This is a genomic window from Agrococcus sp. SCSIO52902, assembly GCF_022983135.1.
Taxonomy (GTDB): domain Bacteria; phylum Actinomycetota; class Actinomycetes; order Actinomycetales; family Microbacteriaceae; genus Agrococcus; species Agrococcus sediminis.
In genome coordinates this window covers 709,696-733,997 of sequence record NZ_CP095269.1, presented here as the reverse complement: position 1 = coordinate 733,997, position 24,302 = coordinate 709,696, and the positions used below count along the sequence as shown (strand labels likewise).

General features: G+C 72.4%; 23 protein-coding genes. 13 read left to right on the top strand and 10 right to left on the bottom strand.

The genetic code is table 11. The features are described 5' to 3' along the window. Positions 1-2 precede the first annotated feature (2 nt). The 3 genes from MU522_RS03650 (at position 3) to MU522_RS03640 (ending at position 3,736) form a co-directional block, all read left to right on the top strand. Positions 3-1,355: a deoxyribodipyrimidine photo-lyase gene (locus tag MU522_RS03650; protein WP_246992554.1), complete on the top strand. Its 1,353-nt coding sequence runs from the start codon at positions 3-5 to the stop codon at positions 1,353-1,355. A 309-nt stretch (positions 1,356-1,664) separates the two neighbouring features. Next, the gene (locus tag MU522_RS03645; protein ID WP_246992552.1) at positions 1,665-1,931 is read left to right on the top strand and encodes a hypothetical protein; all 267 of its coding nucleotides are present in this window, start codon (positions 1,665-1,667) and stop codon (positions 1,929-1,931) included. A gap of 101 nt (positions 1,932-2,032) precedes the next feature. Further along, positions 2,033-3,736 (top strand): cell wall-binding repeat-containing protein, encoded by a 1,704-nt coding sequence (locus MU522_RS03640; protein ID WP_246992550.1) that lies wholly within the window; start codon positions 2,033-2,035, stop codon positions 3,734-3,736. Positions 3,737-3,773: 37 nt separating this feature from the next. Here the strand turns inward: MU522_RS03640 and MU522_RS03635 are convergent, their stop codons facing one another. Continuing rightward, positions 3,774-4,976, bottom strand: a complete 1,203-nt coding sequence (locus MU522_RS03635) for a histidine kinase (protein WP_246992549.1) — start codon at positions 4,974-4,976, stop codon at positions 3,774-3,776. A gap of 312 nt (positions 4,977-5,288) precedes the next feature. Here MU522_RS03635 and MU522_RS03630 point away from each other — a divergent pair, with 312 nt between their 5' ends. The 3 genes from MU522_RS03630 to MU522_RS03620 all read left to right on the top strand — a co-directional run bounded on the left by MU522_RS03630 (position 5,289) and on the right by MU522_RS03620 (position 8,114). Further along, positions 5,289-5,870 carry an RNA polymerase sigma factor gene (locus tag MU522_RS03630; RefSeq protein ID WP_246992547.1) on the top strand — a complete coding sequence of 194 codons (582 nt, stop codon included), beginning with the start codon at positions 5,289-5,291 and terminating at the stop codon, positions 5,868-5,870. Further along, positions 5,867-6,748, top strand: a complete 882-nt coding sequence (locus MU522_RS03625) for a hypothetical protein (protein ID WP_246992545.1) — start codon at positions 5,867-5,869, stop codon at positions 6,746-6,748. Before MU522_RS03630 ends, MU522_RS03625 begins: the two co-directional genes overlap by 4 nt. Before the next feature lie 64 nt (positions 6,749-6,812). Next, positions 6,813-8,114, top strand: a complete 1,302-nt coding sequence (locus MU522_RS03620; protein WP_246992543.1) for a hypothetical protein — start codon at positions 6,813-6,815, stop codon at positions 8,112-8,114. 144 nt (positions 8,115-8,258) lie between these two features. Here MU522_RS03620 and MU522_RS03615 read toward each other — a convergent pair whose 3' ends face one another. Genes MU522_RS03615 through MU522_RS03600 form a run of 4 tightly spaced genes read right to left on the bottom strand, consistent with a single transcriptional unit; the run spans position 8,259 to position 12,123 of the window. After that, positions 8,259-9,434 (bottom strand): hypothetical protein, encoded by a 1,176-nt coding sequence (locus tag MU522_RS03615; protein ID WP_246992541.1) that lies wholly within the window; start codon positions 9,432-9,434, stop codon positions 8,259-8,261. Positions 9,435-9,481: 47 nt separating this feature from the next. Next, the gene (locus MU522_RS03610) at positions 9,482-10,315 is read right to left on the bottom strand and encodes a MetQ/NlpA family ABC transporter substrate-binding protein (RefSeq protein WP_128190102.1); all 834 of its coding nucleotides are present in this window, start codon (positions 10,313-10,315) and stop codon (positions 9,482-9,484) included. A gap of 9 nt (positions 10,316-10,324) precedes the next feature. Beyond that, the gene (locus MU522_RS03605; protein WP_128190101.1) at positions 10,325-11,140 is read right to left on the bottom strand and encodes a methionine ABC transporter permease; all 816 of its coding nucleotides are present in this window, start codon (positions 11,138-11,140) and stop codon (positions 10,325-10,327) included. Further along, entirely contained in the window at positions 11,137-12,123 is a 987-nt protein-coding gene (locus tag MU522_RS03600; RefSeq protein WP_128190100.1) for an ATP-binding cassette domain-containing protein, read from the bottom strand. Before MU522_RS03600 ends, MU522_RS03605 begins: the two co-directional genes overlap by 4 nt. A 177-nt stretch (positions 12,124-12,300) precedes the next feature. Here MU522_RS03600 and MU522_RS03595 point away from each other — a divergent pair, with 177 nt between their 5' ends. From MU522_RS03595 to MU522_RS03580, 4 genes are all read left to right on the top strand, one after another. After that, positions 12,301-12,708 (top strand): (deoxy)nucleoside triphosphate pyrophosphohydrolase, encoded by a 408-nt coding sequence (locus MU522_RS03595; RefSeq protein ID WP_246992539.1) that lies wholly within the window; start codon positions 12,301-12,303, stop codon positions 12,706-12,708. Continuing rightward, entirely contained in the window at positions 12,698-15,673 is a 2,976-nt protein-coding gene (locus MU522_RS03590) for a DEAD/DEAH box helicase (protein WP_246992537.1), read from the top strand. The genes MU522_RS03595 and MU522_RS03590 overlap by 11 nt, the downstream gene beginning before the upstream one ends. A gap of 56 nt (positions 15,674-15,729) precedes the next feature. Next, complete coding sequence (locus MU522_RS03585) at positions 15,730-15,924, top strand: hypothetical protein (RefSeq protein ID WP_246992535.1); 195 nt, start codon at positions 15,730-15,732, stop codon at positions 15,922-15,924. Positions 15,925-16,321: 397 nt separating this feature from the next. Continuing rightward, complete coding sequence (locus tag MU522_RS03580; protein WP_246992533.1) at positions 16,322-17,773, top strand: amino acid permease; 1,452 nt, start codon at positions 16,322-16,324, stop codon at positions 17,771-17,773. Between the two features lie 21 nt (positions 17,774-17,794). Here MU522_RS03580 and MU522_RS03575 read toward each other — a convergent pair whose 3' ends face one another. Beyond that, complete coding sequence (locus MU522_RS03575) at positions 17,795-18,160, bottom strand: MerR family transcriptional regulator (RefSeq protein ID WP_246992531.1); 366 nt, start codon at positions 18,158-18,160, stop codon at positions 17,795-17,797. 176 nt (positions 18,161-18,336) lie between these two features. Here MU522_RS03575 and MU522_RS03570 point away from each other — a divergent pair, with 176 nt between their 5' ends. Both MU522_RS03570 and MU522_RS03565 read left to right on the top strand, forming a co-directional pair. After that, on the top strand, positions 18,337-19,854 hold the full coding sequence (locus tag MU522_RS03570; protein WP_128190509.1) for a SulP family inorganic anion transporter: 1,518 nt from the start codon (positions 18,337-18,339) through the stop codon (positions 19,852-19,854). Between the two features lie 144 nt (positions 19,855-19,998). After that, positions 19,999-20,439 carry a CHRD domain-containing protein gene (locus MU522_RS03565; RefSeq protein WP_246992529.1) on the top strand — a complete coding sequence of 147 codons (441 nt, stop codon included), beginning with the start codon at positions 19,999-20,001 and terminating at the stop codon, positions 20,437-20,439. Positions 20,440-20,455: 16 nt separating this feature from the next. Here MU522_RS03565 and MU522_RS03560 read toward each other — a convergent pair whose 3' ends face one another. Both MU522_RS03560 and MU522_RS03555 read right to left on the bottom strand, forming a co-directional pair. Then, entirely contained in the window at positions 20,456-20,647 is a 192-nt protein-coding gene (locus tag MU522_RS03560) for a helix-turn-helix transcriptional regulator (protein WP_246992527.1), read from the bottom strand. Beyond that, entirely contained in the window at positions 20,647-21,126 is a 480-nt protein-coding gene (locus tag MU522_RS03555) for a hypothetical protein (protein WP_246992525.1), read from the bottom strand. The genes MU522_RS03560 and MU522_RS03555 overlap by 1 nt, the downstream gene beginning before the upstream one ends. A gap of 126 nt (positions 21,127-21,252) precedes the next feature. On the opposite strand from MU522_RS03555, the gene MU522_RS03550 reads away from it, so the two are divergent. Beyond that, positions 21,253-21,921, top strand: coding sequence for a DNA alkylation repair protein (locus MU522_RS03550; protein ID WP_246992522.1), 669 nt, complete (start codon positions 21,253-21,255; stop codon positions 21,919-21,921). Positions 21,922-22,220: 299 nt separating this feature from the next. Here MU522_RS03550 and MU522_RS03545 read toward each other — a convergent pair whose 3' ends face one another. Next, entirely contained in the window at positions 22,221-23,531 is a 1,311-nt protein-coding gene (locus MU522_RS03545; protein WP_246992520.1) for a M18 family aminopeptidase, read from the bottom strand. Positions 23,532-23,813: 282 nt separating this feature from the next. Then, positions 23,814-24,212, bottom strand: coding sequence for a DUF3054 domain-containing protein (locus MU522_RS03540; RefSeq protein ID WP_246993423.1), 399 nt, complete (start codon positions 24,210-24,212; stop codon positions 23,814-23,816). Between the last annotated feature and the right edge of the window lie 90 nt (positions 24,213-24,302).

Below are 24,302 nucleotides of genomic sequence, written 5' to 3'. Positions count from 1 at the left end.
GCATGGGTGCGCAGATCGTGTGGTTCCGCCGTGACCTGCGCGTGCACGACCATCCGGCGCTCACCGCCGCCGCCGAGGCCGGCGAGGTGCTGCCCGTCTTCGTCGTCGATCCGGCGTTCGAGGATGCGGGCGTGCCGCGCACCGCGGCCCTCCGCACCGCGCTCGCCGCGCTGCACCGCGCCACCGACGGCGCCCTCATCGTGCGCAGCGGCCGGCCCGAGCAGGTCATCCCCGCGCTCGCCGCCGAGGTGAGGGCGGATGCGGTGCACGTCTCGGGCGAGACGACGCCCGGCGGCCGTCGGCGCGACGCCCGCGTCGAGGCGGCGCTCGACGTGCCGCTCGTCGCGACCGGCACCCCGTACGCCGTCTCGCCGGGGCGCGTGCGCAAGCGCGACGGCGAGCCGTTCCGCGTCTTCACTCCCTTCTCGAAGGCGTGGCTCGAGCACGGCTGGCGGGCGCCCGCCGAGCTGCCGGCCGGCACCCGCTGGGTGCGCCGGGCCGAGGGCGAGCCGCTGCCCGAGCCGCCCGAGACCTCGGCCGAGCTCGGCTGGGCGAGCGAGGAGGGCGCGCTCGAGCGGTGGCACGAGTTCCTCGACGACGCGATCGACGACTACGACACCGCCCGCGACCGCGCCGACCTCGACGGCACCTCCCGCCTGTCGATCGCGCTCAAGCTCGGCGCCGTGCATCCGCGCACGCTGCTCGCCGACCTCGACCGCGTCGCACCGAGCCGCAGCGCGGCGGCGCAGCGCTCGCTGAAGCGCTACCAGACCGAGCTCGCCTGGCGGGAGTTCTACGCCGACGTGCTGCTGCACCACCCGCGCTCGGCCTGGCACGACTACGGCGACCAGCTGCGCGGCATCGCCTACGACGAGCCGGGCGAGCTCTTCGAGGCGTGGTGCGAGGGGCGGACCGGCTTCCCGTTCGTCGACGCCGGCATGCGCCAGCTGCTCGCCGGGGGCTGGATGCACAACCGCGTGCGCATGGTGACGGCCAGCTTCCTCACGAAGGACCTCCACGTGTGGTGGCCGCACGGCGCCCGCCACTTCCTGCGGCACCTCGCCGACGGCGACCTCGCCTCCAACAACCACGGCTGGCAGTGGACGGCCGGCACCGGCACCGACGCGGCACCCTACTTCCGCGTCTTCAACCCGGTGCTGCAGGGCCAGCGCTTCGACCCCGAGGGCGATTACGTGCGCCGCTGGGTGCCCGAGCTGCGGCACATCGCGGGCGCCGCGGTGCACGAGCCGTGGAGGGTGCCCGACGGCTCCGCGCACGGCTACCCGGAGCGCATCCTCGACCACAAGGCCGAGCGGGAGGAGGCGCTCGCGCGCCTCGCCGCCGTCAAGCGCTGACCCGGGCGCCCGCCGGCCGCCCGCCGCGCCCGCCCGCCCGCCCGCCGCGCCCGCCCGCCGGCCGCCCGCGCGCCGCGCGAGGCGACGCACAGCGCAAGCCCGTCGGGGCGTTCCAGCGGCGCTCCGGCTGAGGGCGGCCAGCACGCCGCGGAACACGGCTGGCGGGCTTGCGTTGTGCCGTCGCGAGCCCTCCGGCGCTGGCTGAGCGAGCGGCCGCGCTCAGCCGCGCCCAAGGTCGGCGGCCCAGACTCCTGCTGCGGAGGCAGTGGTGCCGGCCGGCGCCGCCCGCGCAGCAGGAGGGACACTCCGATGACGGACGCATCGCAGAGCGGCGCCGACGAGGTGCAGCCGGGCGGGACCACGGGAGCCGAGCACGACGGCGGCGCCCAGCAGGTGGCTGCCGAGTCGCAGGACGCGATCGACGAGGCGCTCGACGGGCAGTCGCCATGGGGCGCAGACCGTCCCGTCAGCGGCGGTGCGGACGACCCGCTCGCCGGTTCGGGTGCACCCGTGGAGGGCGCCGGGGAGCCGCGCGAAGCCGTCGCGGCCGATGACGAGGACGACACCGCGCCGTAGCGAGCGTCGTGCGCCGACGAGGCCGTCGCCCGAGAGGGTGACGCCGCGAGGCACCGCGGGTACCCTGGTCGAGGCTTTTGCCCCCACCGAATGGTTGCCCGATGCGCACGAGAATCCGTCTGATCGTCGCCGCGGTGGTCGCGGCCCTCATGGGGACGCTGCTCACGGTCGCGCCGGCCACGAGCGGCGCTGATCGGGCGGTCGCGGCCGAGGCCGCCGACTTCGACCCCGGCTTCCTGGTGTCCGATCAGCAGTTCTATGACGGCGGTGCGATGACGGCCGCGCAGGTTCAGGCGTTCATCGATGCGAAGCACCCCGGCTGCGACGACGGCTACACGTGCCTCGACAGCTACGCGCAGCGCACGCCGACGATGGCGGCCGACGCCTACTGCGAGTCCCTCACCGGCAGGTCGAGCGAGACGGCGGCGAGCATCATCGCAAGCGTCGGCGCCGCGTGCGACATCTCGCAGCGCTACCTGCTCGTGCTGCTGCAGAAGGAGCAGTCGCTCGTCACGCTCCGCAACCCGACCACCATCCGCTACGAGCGGGCGACCGGCTTCGGCTGCCCCGACACCGCCCCGTGCGACTCGAGCGTCGGCGGCTTCTTCTACCAGGTCTACTACGCCGCCCGGCAGTTCAACCGGTACGCGGCGCATCCGGCCAACTACCGCCATCGCGCCGGCCAGACCAATCAGGTGCTGTTCAACCCGAACGAGGCATGCGGCTCGAGCCCCGTCTTCATCCAGAACCTCGCCACCGCCGGCCTCTACAACTACACGCCCTACCAGCCCAACGCCGCAGCCCTCGCGAACCTCTACGGCTCGGGCGACACGTGCTCCGCCTACGGCAACCGCAACACCTGGCGCATCTGGACCGACTGGTTCGGCGACCCCACGATCACGCTGCCGACGGCGACGCGCGTCTCGGGCGCCGACCGCTACGCCACCGCCGTGCAGGTCTCGCGCCGCACCTTCGCGACCACCGCTCCGGTCGTCTACCTCGCGAGCGGCCAGGACTTCCCCGACGGGCTCGCCGCCGGACCCGCCGCCGCGCACGAGGGCGGCCCGGTGCTGCTGACGCCCCAGGGCTCCATCCCGCAGGCGGTGCTCGACGAGATCCGGCGCCTGCGGCCCGCGAAGGTCGTCATCGTCGGCGCCGAGCCGTCGGTGTCGGCCGCGGTGCAGGCCGCGGTGCAGGCGCTCGACCCGAATCGCGAGGTCGTGCGGCTCGGCGGCGTCAACCGCTACGAGACGAGCCGGCTCATCGCCGAGCACGCCTTCGACGCGGCCGCGTCGGCCTTCGTCGCCACGGGCATCCGCTTCCCCGACGCGCTCGCGGCCGGCCCGGCCGCGGCGCTGCGCGACGGCCCGGTGCTGCTCGTCGACGGGCGGGCGGCGCATGTCGACGCGGCGACGCTCGCCACGTTGCAGGATCTGGGGGTCGGATGGGCCGGAGTGGTCGGCGACGCCTCCTCGGTCTCGCAGGGCATCGCGGCCGGCATCGGCGCGGCGGGCCTCACAGTGCAGCGCTACGCCGGCAGCGACCGCTACGCGACGGCCGTGCAGCTCTCGCGCCTCTTCAGCGACGTGAGCGCCGCCTACGTCGCGAGCGGCACGGGCTTCCCCGACGCGCTCGCCGGTGCCGCGGCCGCCGGCGCGACCGGCGCGCCGCTGCTGCTCACCGGTCCGAGCTGCATGCCGGCCACGACGCGCAGCGCGCTCATCGCGTTCATGCCCGACGACGTGCTCGTGCTCGGCGGCACGCCCACGATCAGCGAGGCCTCCGCGCAGTACACGAGCTGCTGAGGCGGCCGGCGCCCGAGCCCCAGTCGCGGCAGCCGCGTCAGCGCGACGGCACCCGCGCCCGCACGAGCCAGCCGCCCCGCGAGCGCGGCCCCACCTCGAGCGCGCCGCCGAGCGCCGCGATCCGCTCGCGCATGCCGACGAGCCCGGCGCCCGCGCCGTGCCATCCCGGGCCGCCGCCGTGCCCGTCGTCGGCGACCTCGACCTCGAGCTCGTCGTCGAGGAAGCGCACGCGCACGTCGACCTGCGCCATCGGGCCGGCGTGCTTGCGCGCGTTCGTGAGGGCCTCCTGCACGACCCGATAGGCGCCGAGGCCCACCATCGGCGTCACCGGGCGCGGCTCGCCGATCGTCTGCAGCCCCACCCGCTGGCCGCTCGCGACGGCCGAGGCGACGAGCTCGGGCAGCGCGTCGAGGTCGGGCGCGCCGGTGGGCTCGTCCTCCGAGCGCAGCGTCACGACGAGCGACCGCAGCTCGCCGATCGCGTCGCGAGCCGACTGCTCGACGTGCCGCAGCGCATCCGCCGCCCGCTCGGGGTCGGCCGCGAGCACCCGCCGCGCGGCACCGGCCTGCACGCCCATCGCCGACACGTGGTGCGCGACGACGTCGTGCAGCTCGCGGGCGATGCGCAGCCGCTCGAGCGAGACGGCCTGGTCGGCGAGCAGCGCCTGCTGCGCCTGGATCTCGGCGTGCGCGGCGGCGAGCTGCTCCTGCTCGAGGGCGGCGCGCCAGGCGCGGTCGCCGAAGATCCAGCCGCCGCCGAAGTAGGCGGCGTTGATGACCACCTGGATCATGAGCAGCGCGAAGTAGGCGGCCACGCCGCGCTCGCCGGTCTCGGGCTCCAAGAAGCCGCGGATCGCCGAGACCGCCAGCCACACCGCCATCGCGACGACGATCACGACGCGCGACCAGTGCGCGAGGCGGCGATTCGCCTCCCACGCGCCGATCGAGTAGATGCCCATGAAGAGCGCCACCTGCGACACGTACAGCTCGAGCGCGCCCGCCTCGCCGGCGACGATGTAGATGACGATCTGCGCCGCAGCGACCGGCACCGGGTGCCGGCGGCGCAGCACGAGGGGCGCGGCGAGCAGCACGGCCGCGAGCATCGGCGCCCACAGCGGCACCTCGGTGAGCTGCAGCCCGGTCGTGGCGCTGAGCGCGACCATCACGCACCCCGCGGCGGCGAGCGCGATCGCGAGGATCGTGTCGGATCGCAGCGATCTCGCATCTAGGGCTCGGCGCACCTTCCGAGCCTAGGCGCGCGCCTCGCGGGCCCGCCTCCGCCGGCGGGCGGATGCGCCCGGTCGCCTCCGTCGGGCGGGGGAGGGCCGGCTTGGGGCGCGCCCGGGTGCCCGGCGCCTCGCCCCCTCGCGCACAACGCAAGCCCGCGAGCCGCGTTCCGCGGCGGATGGGGCGGGCGGCCAGGTTCCGCCGCCGGGTGGGCCGTGCGGGCTTGCGTTGTGCTGGTGGGGGATCGGCGCCCTCGAGGCGCGTGGTGCCGCCGGCGCGGCGCGCCCGCGGTGTAACCGGCCGGTGCGACCTGGACAATCCGGGATGTGGACCTCTCGCAGACCGACGCGCAGCTGTGGCGCGCCGTCGTGCGAGGGGACGGGGTCGCGTTCGCGGCCATCTTCGACAGGCACGGCGATCGCGTGTGGCGGCACGCCTGGAGACTGATGCAGCACCGGCAGGACACCGAGGACGTCACGGCGGCCGCGTTCGCGGAGGCGTGGCGGCGTCGGGCGCGCGTGCGGATCGTCGACGACTCGGTGCTCCCCTGGTTGCTCGTCACGACGACCAACTGCGCGCGCAACGCTCGCCGCAGCATCCGCCGCAACGAGCGGCTCATCGCGCACATCCCGCTCGGCCCCGACGCGCCGGACACGGCGGACGTCGCCGCCGACCGGCTCGAGCGGCTCGACGCCGGGTCGGCGGTCGCGCAGGCGCTGCGCGAGCTGCCGGAGGCGGATGCGCGGCTCATCGCGCTCGTGATGCTCGAGGGGCTGCCGCTCGCGGACGCCGCCGCGGCGATGGGCGTCGGCTACGGGGCGGCGAAGACCCGCATCCACCGCGCGAAGCAGCGCCTCCGCGGCCGCCTCGAGGCCGCCGGCGCCCGACTCGATGAGGTGAGCGCATGAGCCAGCAGCAGCCGCCGCGCATGAGCGAGGAGTTCCGCGACCGTATGCGCGCAGGGCTGTCGACGATGGCGCCGCACGAGCGGCTGCGGGAGCGCAGGCGCAACCGGGCGCTCGTGGGCGGATCGGCGGCAGCCGTGGTCGTCATCGTCGGCGCGGTCGTCGCCGTGCAGGGCGTGCGCGGCACGCTGCTGCAGGATGAGGCGGCACCGCCTCCGCCGCCGATGCCCTCCGTCGCCGAGACGCTCGTGCCGACGCCGACGCCGGCGCCGAGCGCGACGCCGTCGCCCCAGCCGACGGCACCGGCCGCGACGCTCGAGCCGGGCACCGTGACTCCGCCGCCGCAGGAGACCGTGGAGCCCGATCCGACCACCCCGCGCGAGGCGATCGTGGGCGAGCTCATCACGGGCGGCCCGCAGCCCGTCGCAGGCGAGCTCTACGACATCGCGATCAGCTGCACCTCGCCGCAGGAGGTCTGGATCGACGACGGCGGGGTGCCCGACGACGGCACCGCGAGCTGGCGCACCCTGCTGTGCGGCGTCGACGCCGCCGGCTTCATCGACTACGCCGTGCCCGGCACCCACGCGCGGGTCTTCGCGCAGGTCGCCCCCGGCGACCCCATGCCGCACGTCGAGCGCCGCCTCCACGGCGGGACCTTCACCGCGGAGCAGGAGGCTGCGCTGCGGGCGTCCGGCACGAGCCTCGTCGACGCGGTCGTCTGGTGCGGCACGACGACGGGCACGGTCTCGATCGGTGCTGCGACCGCGGAGTGCGTGCCGAACGAGGCCGCGGTGATCGACGATGTCGAGTCGCCTGACGTGCTCACGCAGCTCGCCGGGCCGCCGGGGGCCAAGCTCTGGGTGATCCTGCAGCTGCAGTAGCCGAGCCTCGCGCCCCCGAAACTGGGGGAGTGCGCTCCGCTCGATCCGGGCGGACAATCCCGCCATGCGCACCCCGCCGCGTCGCCGGGTGGCGACGATCACGCTCGCGGCGATCGCGTTCGGCCTGGCGACGGGGCTCGGGGCGTGCGCGCAGGTCGGCGGGCCGCCGCCGACGCCCGGCGAGACGCAGGGCGCGCCGAGCCCGGGGGTCGAGCCGGTGCCCTCGGGCAGCCGGTCGCCGGAGCCGTCGGCCGCACCTGGCAGCGGCCCGACCGCGACGCCGACCCCGGCCGCCGACGGGACCGAGGTCGCCACGCGCAACGGCACCATGCTCATCCGCGTGCCCGACGGCTGGCAGGTCGATGACCGCAGCGGCCTCGAGGTGGGCGCCGAAGGAGGGCAGGCGTGGGCCAACCGGCTCATCGTCACGGGCCCCGGCGGCGAGCGGCTCGTCTACGCCGACGGTCCTGGCGTCGAGCCGATGCCGGAGACGAGGGATGCGCGCACGGGAATCGTCGTGCGCCGCGAGATCGCGGGCGGGCTGGCCGCCGTCGCCTTCTGGGAGCAGCCGCCCGACGGCATGTTCGTGCCGTGCGTCGCGCTGCTGCGCGCCGACGCCGAACCGTCGAGCGCGGGGACGGTCGCGTTCCACGGCGTCGAGCGCGCGCATGCCCTCACCTTCTGGATCGAGGAGGAGGCGCCGCGCTTCGCGACGCAGGCGCAGGTCGAGGCCTACCTCGCACAGCCGGCGGTGGCGGGCGCGCTCGACGTGATGGCGACGGTGCGCCTCGACCTCGTCGACCCCTTCGCGCTGCCGGCCGACGTGGGCGTCGTCGCCGGCGGCACGACGCTGCTGCCGTTCGAGACGGCGAACGGCACATCGAGCATGCTCGTGCCGGTGGAGTGGCGCATCGACGTGGCGGGCGAGCGCGTCGCGGCCGCGGGCGGCGGCGAGCTGTGGCGCAACCGGGTCCCGCTCGCGCTCCCCGACGGCACCCCCGTGCTCGTCTACGCAGACGAGGCGCTCCTGTCGCCGGGCGCGTCGCCGGGGCCCCAGTGGCGCATCGGCGAGGTGCGCCCGACCGCCGACAACTGGGAGGCGGCGTCGTGGGCGGTCGAGCGCGAGGGCGGGAGCCCGTTCGTCGGCGTCGGGCTCACGGATGCGGGCGGCGGCCAGTGGCCGCACGGCACGGTGTGCAGGCCCACGCTCTGCCGCGCGTTCGGCAGCGCCCCGCTCACCGGCGACGACGTCGGCGCCGAGCACGCGGTCGCGTGGTTCGACAGCGACCTCGAGGAGCTCATGCTGCTGACGGTCGCGTCGCTCGACGCGCTGCACGACGACCCGGCGCGGATGCCGCCCGACTGAGGGGGGGCGGAGCCGAGCCGAGCCGCGAGGCCGACCGTCCGTCAACCGGCTCCGCGTGCGCCCGACCGGACTATCCGGCCGGCGCCGCACGGAGCCGGTTGAGCGACGGGCATTCGCGAGCCGCGGGCCGCGGGCAGCCGAGGCTCAGCCGACGATCGGATGCGCCCCGGTCAGCCCGCGCCCGCGCCGCGGGAACGCCAGCATCACCGCGCCGCTCAGCACCCAGACGGCGCCCGAGCCGGCGAGCAGCAGCAGCGGCTCGACGCCCGCGAGCGCGCCCGCGATCGCCGTGCCGAGCGCGGCCGCGGCGCCGCGCAGCGCCGCGCCCACGGTGAACACCTGGGCGACCACGGACTCCGGGGCCTCGGTGCGGCGCAGCAGCAGCATCGCTGCCGTCGGCGCCGCGGTGCAGAGGCCGGAGAGGCCGACGAGCGCGATCGTCCACCACAGGCCCAGGTCGAGCGCGGCGGCGATCGTGGCGAGGCCGGTGAGGGCGTAGCCGAGGCCCATCGTCGCGTGCGCCGAGAGCACCGGCGGCCGCAGCGGCTCGAGCGCGGCGCCGAGCAGCGCTCCGACGGCGAAGGCCGCGACGATCAGGGCGCTGAGCGACGCGTCGCCGGTGGCGGCGAGCGCGATGCCGAGCGCGGCGATCGGCATGATGCCGCGGCCGAGCTCGGCGAGGGTGCCGGATGCGGTGACGACCGCGAGCGTGCGTCGCGTCGAGAGGGCCACGATGCCGGCCGCCATGGAGCGCAGCAGCCCGGCGCGCTCCGCCGCGCGAGGCTGCACGGGCAGCAGCGCGAACGCGGCGGCCGAGGCGAGCGCGACGACCGCCATCGCGATGAGCGCCGCGCGCGGCCCGAGCGTGGGCGCGAGCACGGCGACGGCTGCCGGGCCGGCGACGCCGCTCACGTTGTAGCTCAGTGCGTCGAGCGCGTACGCGCGCCGCGCATCCGACCCCGGTGGGGCCACGAAGCTCGACAGCCCGCCGAAGCCGAAGGGCGTCAGCAGGCCGCTCACGACGAGCGCCGCCGCGACCGCCCAGACGGGCACGGGCCCGAGCCCGGCGGCGACGCCGAAGGCGAGCCCGGTGCCGGCGGCGGCCGCCATCATCAGCGCGCGCGGGTGCCGGGCGCCGTCGAGCAGGGCGCCGACGAGCGGGGCCGCGACGATGCCGGGCAGCATCGACAGCGCCACGAGCAGCGCGCCGAGCGCGATGTCGCCGGTGACGGCGACGGCGAGGATCGGGATGGCGATCTGCGCGCCGCTCGAGGCGGCGCGGATCGGCACGGATGCGGCGAGCTGGCGGGGGCCGCCCATCGCGGCCCCCGCCGGCTCGCCCGCCGCAGCGGGATGCGGCGCGGGCGTCACTCCGAGACGGGCACGATGAGCCCGCCCCACGTCTCGAGGATGTACGCCTGCGTCTCCTCCGACGTCAGCAGCTCGTAGAGCGCCTCGACGCGGGGGTCGTCCTCGAGCTCGGGCGTGGTGGCGAGGATGTTGAAGTACTCGGAGTCGTCGCCCTCGGTGAGGATCGCCTGCTCCTGCGTGAGGCCGGCCGGCAGCGCGAACGAGGCGGTGACGAAGACCGCGTCGTTGTCGGGCAGCGCGAGCGGCAGGGTGGCGTTCTCGACCTCGGTGAACTGGAAGTTCGAGGGGTTCTCGGTGATGCCGTCGAGGTTGGTCGCGTCGTCGGCGATCTCGATGAGGCCCTCGGCCGCGAGGATCTCGAGCGCGCGCGCCTCGTTGGTCGGGTCGTTGGGGATGGCGATCGTGGCGCCCTCGCCCAGCTCGTCGATCGACGTGAGCGACTCGGAGTAGAAGGCGGCGGCGGGCAGGTAGACCTCGCCGACCGAGACGAGCGAGCCGCCGGCCTGCGAGTTGTACGTCTCCATGAACGTCGCGTTCTGGAAGAGGTTGGCCTCGGTCGAGCCGTCGGTGAGCGCCGGGTTGGGGGTGTTGTAGTCGGTGAACTCGACCCACTCGATGTCGAGCCCGGCCTCGGCGGCCAGGTTCTCGTCGACCCAGGTGAGCATGTCGCCGGCCGGCACGGGCAGCGCGCCGACGCGGATCGTGCCGAGCGAGCCGTCCTCGGGCGCCTCGGTCTCGGCGGGGGCGCCCGACGAGCAGGCGGCGAGGGCGAGCGCGGCGGCGCCGGCGACGACGGTGGTCGCCACGCGGCGACGGAGGGTGCTGGTCATGGTGGTTCCTTACGGGGTGCTGCCCGACGGATGCGTCGGGGTGCGGGAGGAGGGGAGGGCGAGGTCGGCGTCGAGGTGGGCCTGCGCATCGGCCGTCGCGTCCTTCTTGGGGCCGCGACGGGTGGGCTGCGCGCCGAGCCGCTTCGCGAGCGCGGTCAGCGCCCACTGGATCAGCTGCACGAGGGCGAACAGGATGATGACGACGAACACGATGTGGATCCAGCTGTAGCGCTGCATGCCGTAGGTGAGGGCGACGTTGCCGAGCCCGCCGCCGCCGACGACGCCGACCATCGCCGAGAAGTTGATGATCGACGTGATGGTGGTGGCGGTGCCGAGCAGGATCGCGGGGGTCGCCTGCGGCAGCAGCACGCGGCGCACGAGCAGCCAGCGGCTGGCGCCGAGCGACTCGGCCGCCTCGAACAGCCCCGGGTCGACCTCGCGCACGGCGATCTCGACGACGCGCACGAAGAACGGGATGGCGACGAGCGTGAGCGGCACGATCGCGGGGCCGGTGCCGATGAACGAGCCGAGCAGCCAGCGGGTGACGGGGATGAGCGCGATCATCAGCACGATGAACGGCACCGAGCGGCCGAGGTTGACGATGAAGCCGAGCAGCCCGTTGACGACCCGGCCGAGCGCGCGCGAGCCGAACGGCGCCTCGAGGAAGCGCCCCTGCTCGGTGCCGACGAGGATGATGCCGAGCGGCAGGCCGACGACGAACGTGATCGCCATCGCGATCGCCGTCATGTAGACGGTCTCCCACGTGCCCTCGAGCAGCACCTGCATGAGCTGCGGCCAGAAGGTGGGGGCGGCGGGGTCGATCATGCGAGCACCTCCCAGGCGGTGACGCCCTGCGCGGTGAGCGAGTCGATCACCTTGAGGGCGACGGATGCGTCCCCGGGCACGGCGAGGCGGGTGCGGCCGGCCTGGTGGCCGCCGATGGTCTCGAGCGCCGCACCGAGGATGGACACGTCGAGCCCGAAGTCGCGCGCGAGCTGCGCGATGACGGGGCGGTCGGCGCTCAGCCCGGTGTAGGTGACGTCGATGATGCGGTGGTGGGGGATGTAGTGCGCCTCGCCCACGGGGAACAGCTCGGCGGCGACGCGGCTGCCGGGCGTGCGGATGAGGTCGTCGAGCGAGCCCTGCTCGATGACGCGGCCGGTCTCCATGAGGGCGGCGGCGTCGCAGATGCGCTTCACGACGTCCATCTCGTGGGTGATGAGCAGCACGGTGAGGCCGAGCTCGCGGCTGAGGCGCTGGATGAGCTCGAGGATCGAGCGGGTCGTCTCGGGGTCGAGCGCGCTGGTGGCTTCGTCACTGAGCAGCACATCCGGCCCGCTCGCCAGCGCCCGGGCGATGCCGACGCGCTGCCGCTGGCCGCCGGAGAGCTGCCCGGGGCGGTCGTCGGCGCGGTGCGCGAGGCCGACGAGGTCGAGCATCTCGAGCGCCTTCGGCCGGCGATCCTTCTTCGGGGCGCCGGTCGCCTCGAGCGCGAACTCCACGTTCTGCGCGATGGTGCGGTTGCCGACGAGGTTGAAGTGCTGGAAGACCATGCCGATCTGGTGACGCGCCTGCAGCAGCGCCTTGCCCTCGAGCGCGGTCACCTCGACGCCGTCGACGACGACCCGCCCGGAGTCGGGCCGCTCGAGCGCGTTGACGGTGCGCAGCAGCGTGGACTTGCCGGCGCCCGACTGCCCGACGACGCCGAAGATCGAGCCGCGCGGCACCTCGATCGACACGTCGTCGAGCGCGACGACGGCGTCGGGGCCGTCGCCGAAGCGGCGGCTGACGTGCTCGATCGAGATCATGGAGGGCTCCCGCTGGGTCGGTGGGCTGCCCTCAATCCTCTCACGCTGTCTGATAGCGCGGCGGGATGTGACGGAGTGTGACATCTCTCCCCGCTGGTCGAGTAGCCGTGCAACGCGCGGCGTATCGAGACCGTCGCCGCGCAAGTCATAGGGTGGAAAGAACCCGGGGAGGCGTCCGTGAAGAAGCAGATCAACGTCGTCGGCGCGGTCATCGTCAAGGATGGCGAGATCCTGTGTGCCCAGCGAGGCGGAAGTGGCTCGCTAGCGGGCATGTGGGAGTTCCCCGGCGGCAAGATCGAGCCGGGCGAGACGCCGCAGGAAGCGCTGCTGCGCGAGATCGACGAAGAGCTGACGTGTGAGGTGCGCGTTGGCGCCCACGTCGAGACGACCGCCTACGACTACGACTTCGGCGTCGTCACACTGACGACCTTCTACTGCGAGCTCGTGTCTGGCACACCGTCGCTGACGGAGCACGCCGCCGTCCGCTGGCTGTCGCCGGCTGACCTCGAGTCGCTGGAGTGGGCGCCGGCCGACCTCCCTGCGGTCGCCCGGATTCAGCACGACTACGCAGTCAATGTCGCCTGACGGCAGCAGCATCAACCCCGAGCTGGAACTCGACGTCAGCTACGGCTATCTCAGCCGCGCCGGACGAGCGCCGCGGAAGGCGCACCCGCAAGTCATCGTCAACAGCGACGGTGACTCGATGCTGCGGGCGCTGCGAGAGGAGCTGAAGCAGAGCTCCGGCTTCACGTTCTCGGTCGCCTTCATCTCGCCAGGCGCGATCGCGCTGTTGAAGCAGGAGCTGGTCGAGTACGGGGGTCAGGGACGCATCGTCACGTCTGACTACCTTGGCTTCAACTCCCCAGCGGCCTTCGGGGAGCTGCTCAACCTTGCGCGGCTGGGCATCGACGTGCGATTGCACCAACGCTCAGAGTTCCATCCCAAGGGTTACGTCTTCGAGCACCCCGACCGGGTGACGGCGTTCGTGGGGAGTTCGAACCTGACGAAGGCGGCGCTGACGTCGACCCATGAGTGGAACCTCCGGGTCTCGTCGGCGCCCTCGAGTGATCTGACTTACCAGTTCGGTCAGCTCGTTGAGCAGCAGCTTGCAGACTCGGTCCCGCTCACGGCTGAGTGGGTACAGCGCTATGCCGAGCAGTACGTAGCTCCGTCTAGGAACAAGACGTCTGCGGTCGAGCGCGCACTGCGTCGTCAGCTCGAGACTTTGCCCCAGAGTGATGAGCTCCCGACGCGGGACTCGCCTCCAGCTCAGCGACCGAACCCGACTCATCAGATCGTGGCTAACGCGATGCAGCAAGAAGCGCTCATCGCAATCGACGAGATGCGACGCGACGGCAAGCGCCGAGCAGTCGTCATCTCGGCGACGGGTACCGGCAAGACCATCTTGTCGGCGCTCGATGTCCGGGCAGTTGCACCCGAGCGAATGCTCTTCGTCGTGCACCGCGAGCAAATCCTGGACCGGGCCATCCAGGAGTTCCAAAGGGTTCTGGGAGCACCGTCCGCGGAGTTCGGGAAGTTGACTGGATCGGTCAAGCAGGTTCACGCCCGCTACCTCTTCGCCACAGTGCAGACGCTGTCTCGCCCGGATGTGCTTGGCTCCCTCGCCCCGGACGCCTTTGACTACATCTTGATCGATGAAGTCCATCGAGCCGGTGCCGCTTCGTATGCGCGCCTGCTCCAGCACTTCACACCGAGCTTCCTACTCGGGATGACGGCGACACCAGAGCGCAGCGACGGTTTCAACGTCTTCGAGCTCTTCGACTACAACGTGCCGTACGAGATTCGTCTGAACAAGGCGCTTGAAGCGGACATGCTCGTGCCGTTCCACTACTTCGGTGTCACCGATGTCGAGTTCGATGACGGGTCGACGGTCGATGAGCTTTCTTCCCTCGGGCGGCTGTCTTCTGCGCTTCGAGTGGACCACATCGTGCACGCCATCTCGACGTACGGTCACGCCGGCGTGCCCGTGCGCGGCCTCATCTTCTGCAGCCGGAAGGACGAAGCACACGCGCTCTCTGAAGCGCTGAACGAACGCTCGGTCTTCGGGCGCCGGCTGCGCACTGTCGCCCTCACCGGCGACGACTCGGTCGCCCGCCGCGAGCAGGTGGTGCAGCAGCTGGAAACAGGAGAGCTCGACTACGTCTTGACGGTGGACATCTTCAACGAAGGCGTCGATATCCCGTCGGTGAATCAGGTCGTGATGCTACGCCAGACGCAGTCCGCGATTGTGTTCGTGCAGCAGCTGGGGCGGGGGCTTCGGAAAGCCGAGGGGAAGGAGTACCTCGTTGTCATTGACTTCATCGGCAACTATGCCAACAACTTCCTCATCCCAATCGCGCTGTTCGGCGACGACTCGCTGAATCGCGAGTCGGTGCGGCAGCACCTGATCTCGGCCGAGGAACTCGGGGTCGTGGCGGGGGTCTCGAGCGTCAGGTTCGACCGGATCGCTCAGGAGCGCGTGCTTCGCTCGCTAGCCGAGACGCAACTCGACAGCCTTCAACGGCTCAAGCAGGCCATCGAGACCCTTCGCAATCGACTCGGCCGGCTCCCTGCTCTCCATGATTTCCTGCGTTTCGAGTCCGCCGACCCGATGGTGGTCGCGACGCGTCTGGGCAATTACCCGACCCTGCTTGAGCGCCTCACCAAGACGCCAACTGGTATGACGAGCGCGGAACTTCGCGCGCTCACCTTCATGTCGACGGAAGCGCTCGGCGCGAAGCGCGTCGATGAACTCTTGACGCTCAAGCTGCTGCTCGAAGAGGGACCCGTCTCGCGGGCGCGGCTCGCTAGCGAACTTGCACCGTTCGCGCACTCGGATCCCGCCCGGCACGCGGACAGCGCCGTCCGGGTGCTGTCGCTCGCCTTTGCCACCGAGATGGAACAGAAGAAGTACGGGCTCGGTGTCGTGCGTGTGCTCGAAGATGGGCGGCTGGCTCTAGAGACGGCCTTCGCTGACTCTTACATGCAGTCGAACGATTTCCGAGTAGCGATAGACGACCTGATTACGACCGGACTAGAGCTCGTTCGGGCCCGCTACACCATCGGCTCGCCGTTCACGGCTGGGCGCCAGTACTCACGCAAGGACGCGGTTCGGCTACTTCTGTGGCCCAAAAATTCGTCGTCCACCGTCTATGGCTACAAGGTGGATCGCGAGTCTGGGACATGCCCAATCTTCAATACGATGCACAAGTCCGACGAGATCGCCGCGAGCACCGCCTACGAAGACGAACTGCTCGACCGGTCAACGATGCGCTACTTCTCGAAGAGCAAGCGCACGCTCCAGAGTCCGGATGTTTCAGCGATGCTTTCCGGTTCGGTGGACCTGCACGTGTTCGCGAAGAAGAGCGACGCTGACGGTTCAGCGTTCTACTACCTCGGTCAAGCAGATGCTGCTGCTCCGGAGCAGACGAGCATGCCTGACGACCACGGCAACCTACTGAGTGTGGTCCGCATGGTTCTGCGGTTCCGGGAGCAGATAGAAGCCGGCATCTTCGACTACTTCCAGCCGGTCGTGACCGAGGGCGCATAACCGCAGAGGGCCGGTCGGCCCGCGATGGGGACCGGTAGGGCGGATAGCCTCGCAGCATGGACGAGCAGACGATCACGCCGGTGGAGCTCTCGCGCGAGCTCGGCATGGACCGCAGGGGCAAGCAGATCCGCGGGTTCCTGCGGAACCCGACGGATGGGGGCGGTCCGTTCGAGGGGCATGAGATCGGGACCGAGTGGCACCTGACGCGTGAGCAGGCCGACCGGATCCGGAAGCACTTCTCGAAGGAGTAGGTGGTCTCGACTCGGTCGGCGCGCTGCGCGCGGCGACCGGCTCGACCAGCGGGTCGGGTGGTCTCGACTCGGTCGGCGCGCTGCGCGCGACGACCGGCTCGACCAGCGGGTCGCGTGGTCTCGATACGCCGACGGGCTGGGCCCGTCGGCTACTCGACCAGCGGGTGGTGGGGCCGGGCGCTGCGCGCGGCGACCGGCTCGACCGGCGGGTCGGGTGGTCTCGATACGCCGACGGGCTGAGCCGGTCGGCTACTCGACCAGCGGGTGGGGCCGGGGAGCGGGCAGCGGAGAAGGGGGAGCGGGCGGCCGCATGCTCGCGGCGTGCTGTCTGATAACTACGATGGGCGGGTGCCGCGGGTCGTCCGCCTCGGCTCGACCTGACAGGAAGGCGTCCCTCGTGGCACCCAACCCGCACTCCGAGCAGACCGAGGCCGTCGCATCCGACGCCCTCGCGCCCACGCCCAGCAAGAAGCTGAAGTCGCGGCACGTGACGATGATCGCCCTCGGCGGCATCATCGGCGCGAGCCTCTTCGTCGGCTCGGCCAACGTGATCCTCTCGGCCGGGCCCGCCGCGATCCTGTCGTACCTCGGAGGCGGGCTCATCGTCTTCCTCGCCATGCGCATGCTCGGCGAGATGGCCGCGGTGCGCCCGGCCGTCGGCTCCTTCATGGAGTACGCCCGCGTCGGCCTCGGCGACTGGGCCGCGTACATCGTGGGCTGGCTGTACTGGTACTTCTGGGTGGGCGTCATCGCCTACGAGGCGGTCGTCGGCGGCGGCATGCTGAACGCCTGGTTCCCGGCGCTGCCCGCCTGGGCCGGCTCGCTGATCCTCCTCGCGATCTTCGTCACCACCAACCTCATCTCGCTGCGCGCGTTCGGAGAGACGGAGTTCTGGCTCGCCAGCATCAAGGTCGTCGCGATCGTCGTCTTCCTCGGCGCCGGTCTGCTGTTCGCGTTCGGCCTCTGGCCCGACTCGACCCTGTCGGTCGCCAACCTCTGGCAGCACGGCGGCTTCATGCCCAACGGCTTCGGCGTGGTCGTCTCATCGATCGCGCTCGTGCTCTTCGCCTACTTCGGCGCCGAGATCGCCGTGATGGCGGCGGCCGAGTCGGAGGACCCCGCAAAGGGCATCCGCCAGGCCGCCAACACCGTCATCTGGCGCGTGATGCTCTTCTACGTCGGCGCGGTGCTCGTGATCGTGATGGTGGTGCCCTGGAACCAGCTGCCATCGCCCGACGAGATCCCGCCCTTCGCGTACGTCTTCAGCCTGCTCGGCATCCCGTTCGCCGAGGAGATCATGACGCTCGTCATCTTCACCGCGGTCATCTCGGTGCTGAACTCGGGCACGTACTCGGCCTCGCGGATGTTCGCGGCTCTGTCGGAGCAGAGGCTCGCGCCCGCGATCATGTCGAAGCGCTCGAAGCGCGGCGTGCCGGTCGCGGCCGTGATCGCGTCGACCGCCGGCGGCCTCGTCGCGACGCTCGTCAACTTCATCGCGCCGAGCTCGGGCATCTACGAGTTCATCATGAACTCCACCGGCCTCGTGGCGCTCTTCGTCTTCGTCTTCATCGCCGTCACGCAGTGGCGCCTGCGCGCGCGCATGACGCCGGAGGAGCAGGCGCAGCTGAAGCTGAAGGTCTGGCTGTTCCCGGTGCTCAACATCGTGCTCATCGCGGCTGCCATCGGCATCGTCGTCATCATGCTGGGCTCCGAAGGCGGGCGCGCGCAGGTGCTCACGAGCCTCATCGCGGCCGGTGCGCTCGCGCTCTTCTGGCCGGTCGTGCGGAAGAAGCTGCAGCAGGCCCGGGCGGCCGGCGAGCTCGAGGATGCGTCGGTGGCGGTGGGCTGAGGGCCCGACCCGGTCGGGCGGCTACGGCTCGACGCGGCGCAGCAGGTCGTCGGCGTCGGCCAGCTGCCGGGCGAGCTTGTCGCGCCGCGCGCGCATCTCGGTGCGGAAGAAGTCGGCGCGCTCGTCGGGCAGCGCCGACAGCGGATCGGCAGGGGAGGCGTCGATGGCGTCGGCGAGCTCGCCGATCTCGTCGAGCGTGAACCCGAAGGGCTTCATGCGCATGATGAGCCGCACCCGCTGCTCGTCGGCGGCCGTGTAGAGGCGGAAGCCGCCCTCGGTGCGGCCCGAGGCGCGCACGAGCCCGACCTCGTCCCAGTGGCGGAGCGAGCGCAGCGAGAGGCCGGTGCGCTCCGCGAGCTCACCGATGTGCATCGTCTCGTCCGTCATCCGCCACCCCCTTCAACTCTCCCCTCACGTTAGGGTAGAGTCATTCCCGGTCGAGCTCTTCGACCACGCCATCCATTCTCGCCTGTCGGCTGGATCGGCCCCGCGCGACGACGCGCTCACGCACTCTGACCTCGTTGCGGCATGCCCGCGCATCCACTCGCTCTCGAAGGAGCCCCATGACCACCACCGCGACGCGCGACCGCGCCCGCTACCGCGACAACCCATCCGTCACCACGGTGCTGCGCAACCCGCGCATGCTCACCCGCGAGGCCCTCGCCGGCCTCGTCGTGGCGCTCGCGCTCATCCCCGAGGCGATCTCGTTCTCGATCATCGCCGGCGTCGACCCCGCTGTCGGCCTCTTCTCGTCGGCCGTGATGGCGATCTCGATCGCCTTCCTCGGCGGCCGGCCCGCCATGATCACCGCGGCCACCGGCGCCATCGCGCTCGTCATCGCGCCGATCATGCGCGACCACGGCTTCGACTACTTCATCGCGACCGTGCTGCTCGCCGGCATCCTGCAGATCGTGATGGGCCTCGTCGGCGTCGCCAAGCTCATGCGCTTCATCCCGCGCAGCGTGATGGTCGGCTTCGTCAACGCGCTCGCGATCCTCATCTTCATGGCGCAGATCCCGCAGCTGGTGGATGTGCCGTGGCTCGTCTACCCGCTCGTCGCCGTCGGGCTCGTGATCCTCGTCGTCATGCCGCGGCTCACGAAGGTCGTGCCGGCGCCGCTGTTCGCGATCATCCTGCTCACGGGCGTCGTGCTGCTCTTCGGCTGGCAGGTGCCCAACGTCGGCAGCCAGGGCGAGCTGCCGCGCAGCCTGCCCTCGCTCTTCTTCCCCGACGTGCCGCTCACGCTCGAGACGCTCGGGATCATCGGCCCGACCGCCATCGCGATGGCGCTCGTCGGCCTCATGGAGTCGCTCATGACGGCGAAGCTCGTCGACGACGTGACCGACACGCACTCCGACAAGACGCGCGAGTCGTGGGGCCAGGGCGTCGCCAACGTGCTCTCAGGCCTCTTCGGCGGCATGGGCGGCTGCGCCATGATCGGTCAGACGATGATCAACGTGAAGGCCTCCGGCGCCCGCTCGCGCGTGTCGACCTTCCTCGCCGGCGTCTTCCTGCTCGTGCTGATCGTCGCGCTCGGCGACATCGTCGGGCTCGTGCCGATGGCGGCGCTCGTGGCCGTGATGATCATGGTCTCGGTCGGCACCTTCGACTGGCACTCGATCCAGCCGGCGACGCTGCGGCGCCTGCCGCTGTCGGAGACGCTCGTGATGGTGATCACCGTCGTGGTCGTCGTGCTGACCCACAACCTCGCGATCGGCGTCATCGTCGGCGTCGTCGCCGCGATGGTGCTCTTCGCCCGCCGGGTTGCGCACTTCCAGTCGGTGACGCGGGAGGTGCGCGAGTCCGACGGCGGTGCCGCCGCGCACTACACGGTCGAGGGCGAGCTGTTCTTCGCCTCCTCCAACGACCTCACGACGCAGTTCGAGTACACCGACGACCCCGACCACGTCGTCATCGACCTCTCGCGCTCCCACATCTGGGACGCATCCACCGTCGCCGCCCTCGACGCGATCGAGACGAAGTACGAGCGGCTCGGCAAGCGCGTCGAGCTGCACGGGCTCAACGCCTCGTCGGTGCAGATGCACGGGCGGATGACGCGGCAGCTGGGCGGGGAGGGCTGAGGCCCGGCGCGGGTCGGGTCGGCCGCTGGATGCCCGGCGGACGCGGGCTGCGCGGCTCGGGTTTTCGGGGCCTTGTGGGGGTCGGCGGCCGGGCGTAGCGTCCCGAGCACATCCACCTCCGGCTCCACAGAAGCGAGCACGATCATGCGCACGACCCGACACACCCGCACCGCCGCCGTCGCCATCGCGGCGGTCGCCGCCTTCACTTTCGCCGGCACCGCCGCCGCGAACGCCGCCCCCGCGATCCCGCTGAACGGCGGGCAGGAGGTTCCCGCGCCGAACGCCTTCGGCGCCCACGGATGGTTCAGCTACGAGATCGACGGCGACCAGCTCTGCTACTCGCTCCAGGTCGACGGCCTGTCGGCTCCCGCGGCCGCGGCGCACATCCACGTCGCACCGCGCAACGCCCCCGGGCCCGTGGTCGTGCCGCTCTCCGTGGAGTCTGCGACGAGCTTCGCGGTGGAGGCGTGCACGACGGCAGACCCGATGCTGCTCGCGGCCATCGAGGCGAACCCGCGCGGCTACTACGTCAACGTGCACACCCCGACGAATCCTCCGGGCGAGATCCGCGGGCAGCTGAAGTAGCGCCGCTGCCCGGGCGTCACTCGGGCGAGAAGAGCTCCTCGATGGGGCACTCGAAGACGGCCGCGAGCCGGAAGGCGACCGGCAGTGACGGGTCGAAGCGGCCCTTCTCGATCGAGATGACCGTCTGGCGCGAGACGCCCAGCTCGTCGGCGAGCCGCTGCTGCGACCAGCCGCGCTCCTGCCGCCGCTCGGGCAGCGAGTTGCGCATCAGGCGTCCGCCCGCTTCGCGAGCAGGTAGCGCACGGCCACGTCGATGCCGATGAGCGTGGCGAGGCCGAGCAGCAGGAGCCCGGTGTCGACCTGCAGGCCGGTGATCGAGAAGGCGGCGGCCGCGAGCCCGACCGTCATTAACGTGTCGCCGAAGGCGCCGCGGGCGGCCCGGTCGAACCACGCCGACTCGACCGAGTCCTCGGGGCGCTCCGTCGCATCCGTCAGGCTCGAGCGATCGACCGACGCCGCCCAGACGAGCGCGGCCGCGACCGGGAGCGTGACGACGGCCATCACGATGAAGCGCAGCCACGCGTCGCCCTGGTCGCCCTGGCCGCCGAGCGCGGCGTAGAGCGCGCCGAGGGCGCTCGCGATCGCGGCGCCGCCGAGCAGGGTCGCGGCGACGAGCGCCGGCGTGCCGCCGCCGAAGCGGGCGCGGCCGAAGCGGCTGGTGGTGCGGGTGGCGGGGGCGTCGGTCATGGCGTCTCTCTCCTCGGGGTGTCAAGGAGACCGTACAGTCAAGTCTCTTTGACTGTCAAGCGGGCTTGACGTGTTGCTGCCTGCCGGCCTGGCTACGCTGAGCCCCACACGGGAACGGGGGATGCGGTGGCTGAGGAGTCGGTCGAAGACCTGCGGGCAGAGCTCGCGGCGCTCGAGGATCCGCGCATGCGCGAGGTCAACGAGCGGCACGGCGACGACCACGGCGTCAACCTGTCGAAGCTGCGCGCGATCGCCAAGCGGCTGCGGGCGCAGCACGAGCTCGCGGTCGAGCTCTGGGCGACGGGCGACACCCCGGCGCGGCTGCTCGCGCTGCTCGTCTGCCGGCCGAAGGCGTTCACCGCCGACGAGCTCGACGCGATGCTGCGCGAGGCGCGCGCGCCCAAGGTGCACGACTGGCTCGTCAACTACGTCGTCAAGAAGTCGCCGCACGCCGAGGCGCTGCGGCAGCGGTGGTTCGACGACGCGGATGCGGTGGTCGCGAGCGCTGGATGGGCCCTGACCTCCGAGCGGGTCCGCAAGGCCCCCGACGGGCTCGACCTGCCCGGGCTGCTCGACACGATCGAGGCCGAGATGCGGGATGCGCCGGCGCGGCTGCAGTGGGCGATGAACGAGTGCCTCGCGCACATCGGCATCGCGCACCCGGCGCTGCGGGCCCGCGCGATCGCGATCGGCGAGCGGCTCGAGGTGCTGAAGGACTACCCGACGCCGCCGAACTGCACCTCGCCCTTCGCGCCGATCTGGATCGCCGAGATCGTGCGGCGGCAGGAGGGGTAGCCCCCGCCCCTCCGGTGGTCGAGCCGGACGACCACCCCTCCGCTGGTCGAGCCGGACGACCGCCGAAGGCGGCCGTCCGAGTCGAGACCACTCCGTCGCACGGAGGCGGTGGTCTCGACTCGCGCGCTTCGCGCGCGGCTCGACCAGCGGGTGCGGCAGCGGTCTCGACTCGCGCGCTTCGCGCGCTGCTCGACCAGCGGTGCGGCGCGGCAGTGGTCTCGACTCGCGCGCTCCGCGCGCGGCTCGACCAGCGGGGTGCGGCGCGGCAGTGGTTTCGACTCGCGCGCTGCGCGCGCGGCTCAACCAGCGGCGTGGGTGAAGAACGCCCCCGCCACCCGCGTCAGGTCGTGCAGGTCGCTCACGCCAGCGAGCTCGCGCGCCGAGTGCATCGACAGGATCGGGATGCCCACGTCGACCGTGCGGATCCCGAGCCGCGTCGCCGTGATCGGGCCGATCGTCGAGCCGCACGGCACCTGGTTGTTCGAGACGAACTCCTGGCTCGTGACGCCCGCCGCGTCGCACCAGCCGTGCCACGCCGCGGCGCCCGCGCCGTCGGTCGCGTAGCGCTGATTCGCGTTGATCTTCAGGATCGGCCCCGATCCGAGCACCGGGCGCACGGCCGGGTCGTGCTTCTCGGCGTAGTTCGGGTGCACCGAGTGCCCCACGTCGCTCGAGACGCACCACGACGACGCGACCGCGCGCATCCGCTCTGCCCGGTCGGCGCCCAGCGCGAGGCCGATGCGCTCGAGCACGTCCTCGAGGAACGGGCCGGCCGCGCCCGAGCGGGTCGCCGAGCCGATCTCCTCGTGGTCGAAGACCGCGAGCATCGGGATGTGGTCGCCGTCGAAGCCGTCGGCCGCGGCCGCGAGCGCGGCGACGCCGGCGTGCACGCTCGCGAGGTCGTCGAGCCGGCCGGCCGCGAGGAACGCGTCGTCGTGGCCGAAGACCGACCCGCGCGCCGCGTCGGCGACGACGACGTCGAAGCCGCGGATGCGTGCCGCATCCACCTCCGCGCCGTCGACGGATGCGGCGAGCTCGGCGAGCAGGTCGGCCGAGTCGGGCGCGCCGAGGCCCCAGACGGGCTGCGTGTGCACCTGCTTGTCGAGCGCGAAGCCCTCGTTGGCGGTGCGGTCGAGGTGGATCGCGAGCTGCGGCAGGCGCAGCAGCGGCCCGGTCGCCGCGAGCACCTCGGCGCCGTCGTCGAGCACGAGCCGGCCGGCGAGGCGCAGCTCGCGGTCGAGCCACGAGTTCAGCAGCGGGCCGCCGTAGACCTCGACGCCCGCCTGCAGCCAGCCGAGCCGGCCGGTCGTCGGCTTGGGCTTGAGCTTGAAGCCGGGGGAGTCGCTGTGGGCGCCGAAGACGCGCACCGGGGTGGTCGCGGTCGCGCCCTGCGGCACGATCCAGGCGATCACGGCGCCGTCGCGCACCACCAGGTACTTGCCCGCCTGCTCGGGCCACGCATCCGTCTCCTGCAGCGCGGCGAAGCCGGCGCCCTCGAGACGGCGGGCGACCTCGGCCGCGGCGTGGAAGCTCGAGGGGGACGCGGCGACGAAGTCGGCGAGGTCCTCGGCGTGGGTGCGGGCGGTCTCGGGCGTGGGCGCTGCGGGCACGGCGGTGTCCTCCAGGGTGACGGGGCTTCCGAGCCTAGCCGCGCCGTTCGTCGACCGGCTCAGTGCGCCGCCGGCCGGATAGTCCGGCTGCGCTGGCATCTGGCCGGTTGGCGAACGGTGCTCGCGTTGGCGCGTGACGGGCGCGCGGCTCGGTGCCGCTGCCGCCCGCCGTTGTTCAACCCGCTCCCTGGGTGTCCGACCGGATTATCCGGCCGGGCGCGCACCTGGCCGGTTGACGAACGGAGGGAGAGCCGGGCGGATGCGGTGCCCGGCTCGGGCGGGTCAGCGCGCGCGGGCGCGTGCGCGCCGCACGGCCGCCGCGATCAGCCGCCAGCCGACGAGCAGCACCAGCAGCGTGACCGTCGCGACGATCACGAACGGCAGCGCGGTGCCCTGACCGAGCAGCACGCGCAGCAGCATGCCGCCGACGACGGTGACGAGCCAGACCGGCACGCCGGTGCGCAGCGGGACGAGCGGTGCCCGCCACGCGACGCTCACGACCCAGCCGACGGCGAGCGCGACGAGGAACGGCCACGCCGTCATCGCGATGCCCCAGGCGCTGATCGCGTCGGGGCTGTGCGTCGCGAAGCCGACCCCGGCGAAGAGGGTGACGAGCGCGGCGTCGGCGAGCAGGGCGATCACCGCCGGGCGCACGGTCACCCCGGTCTCGGTCTTGTCGATCGCCACGACCCCACGCTATCCGCGGGCTCCCATGCCCCACGGCAGACAGATGTGCGGGCAAGGGCTCGCAACCTGGGCGGATGACAGCCG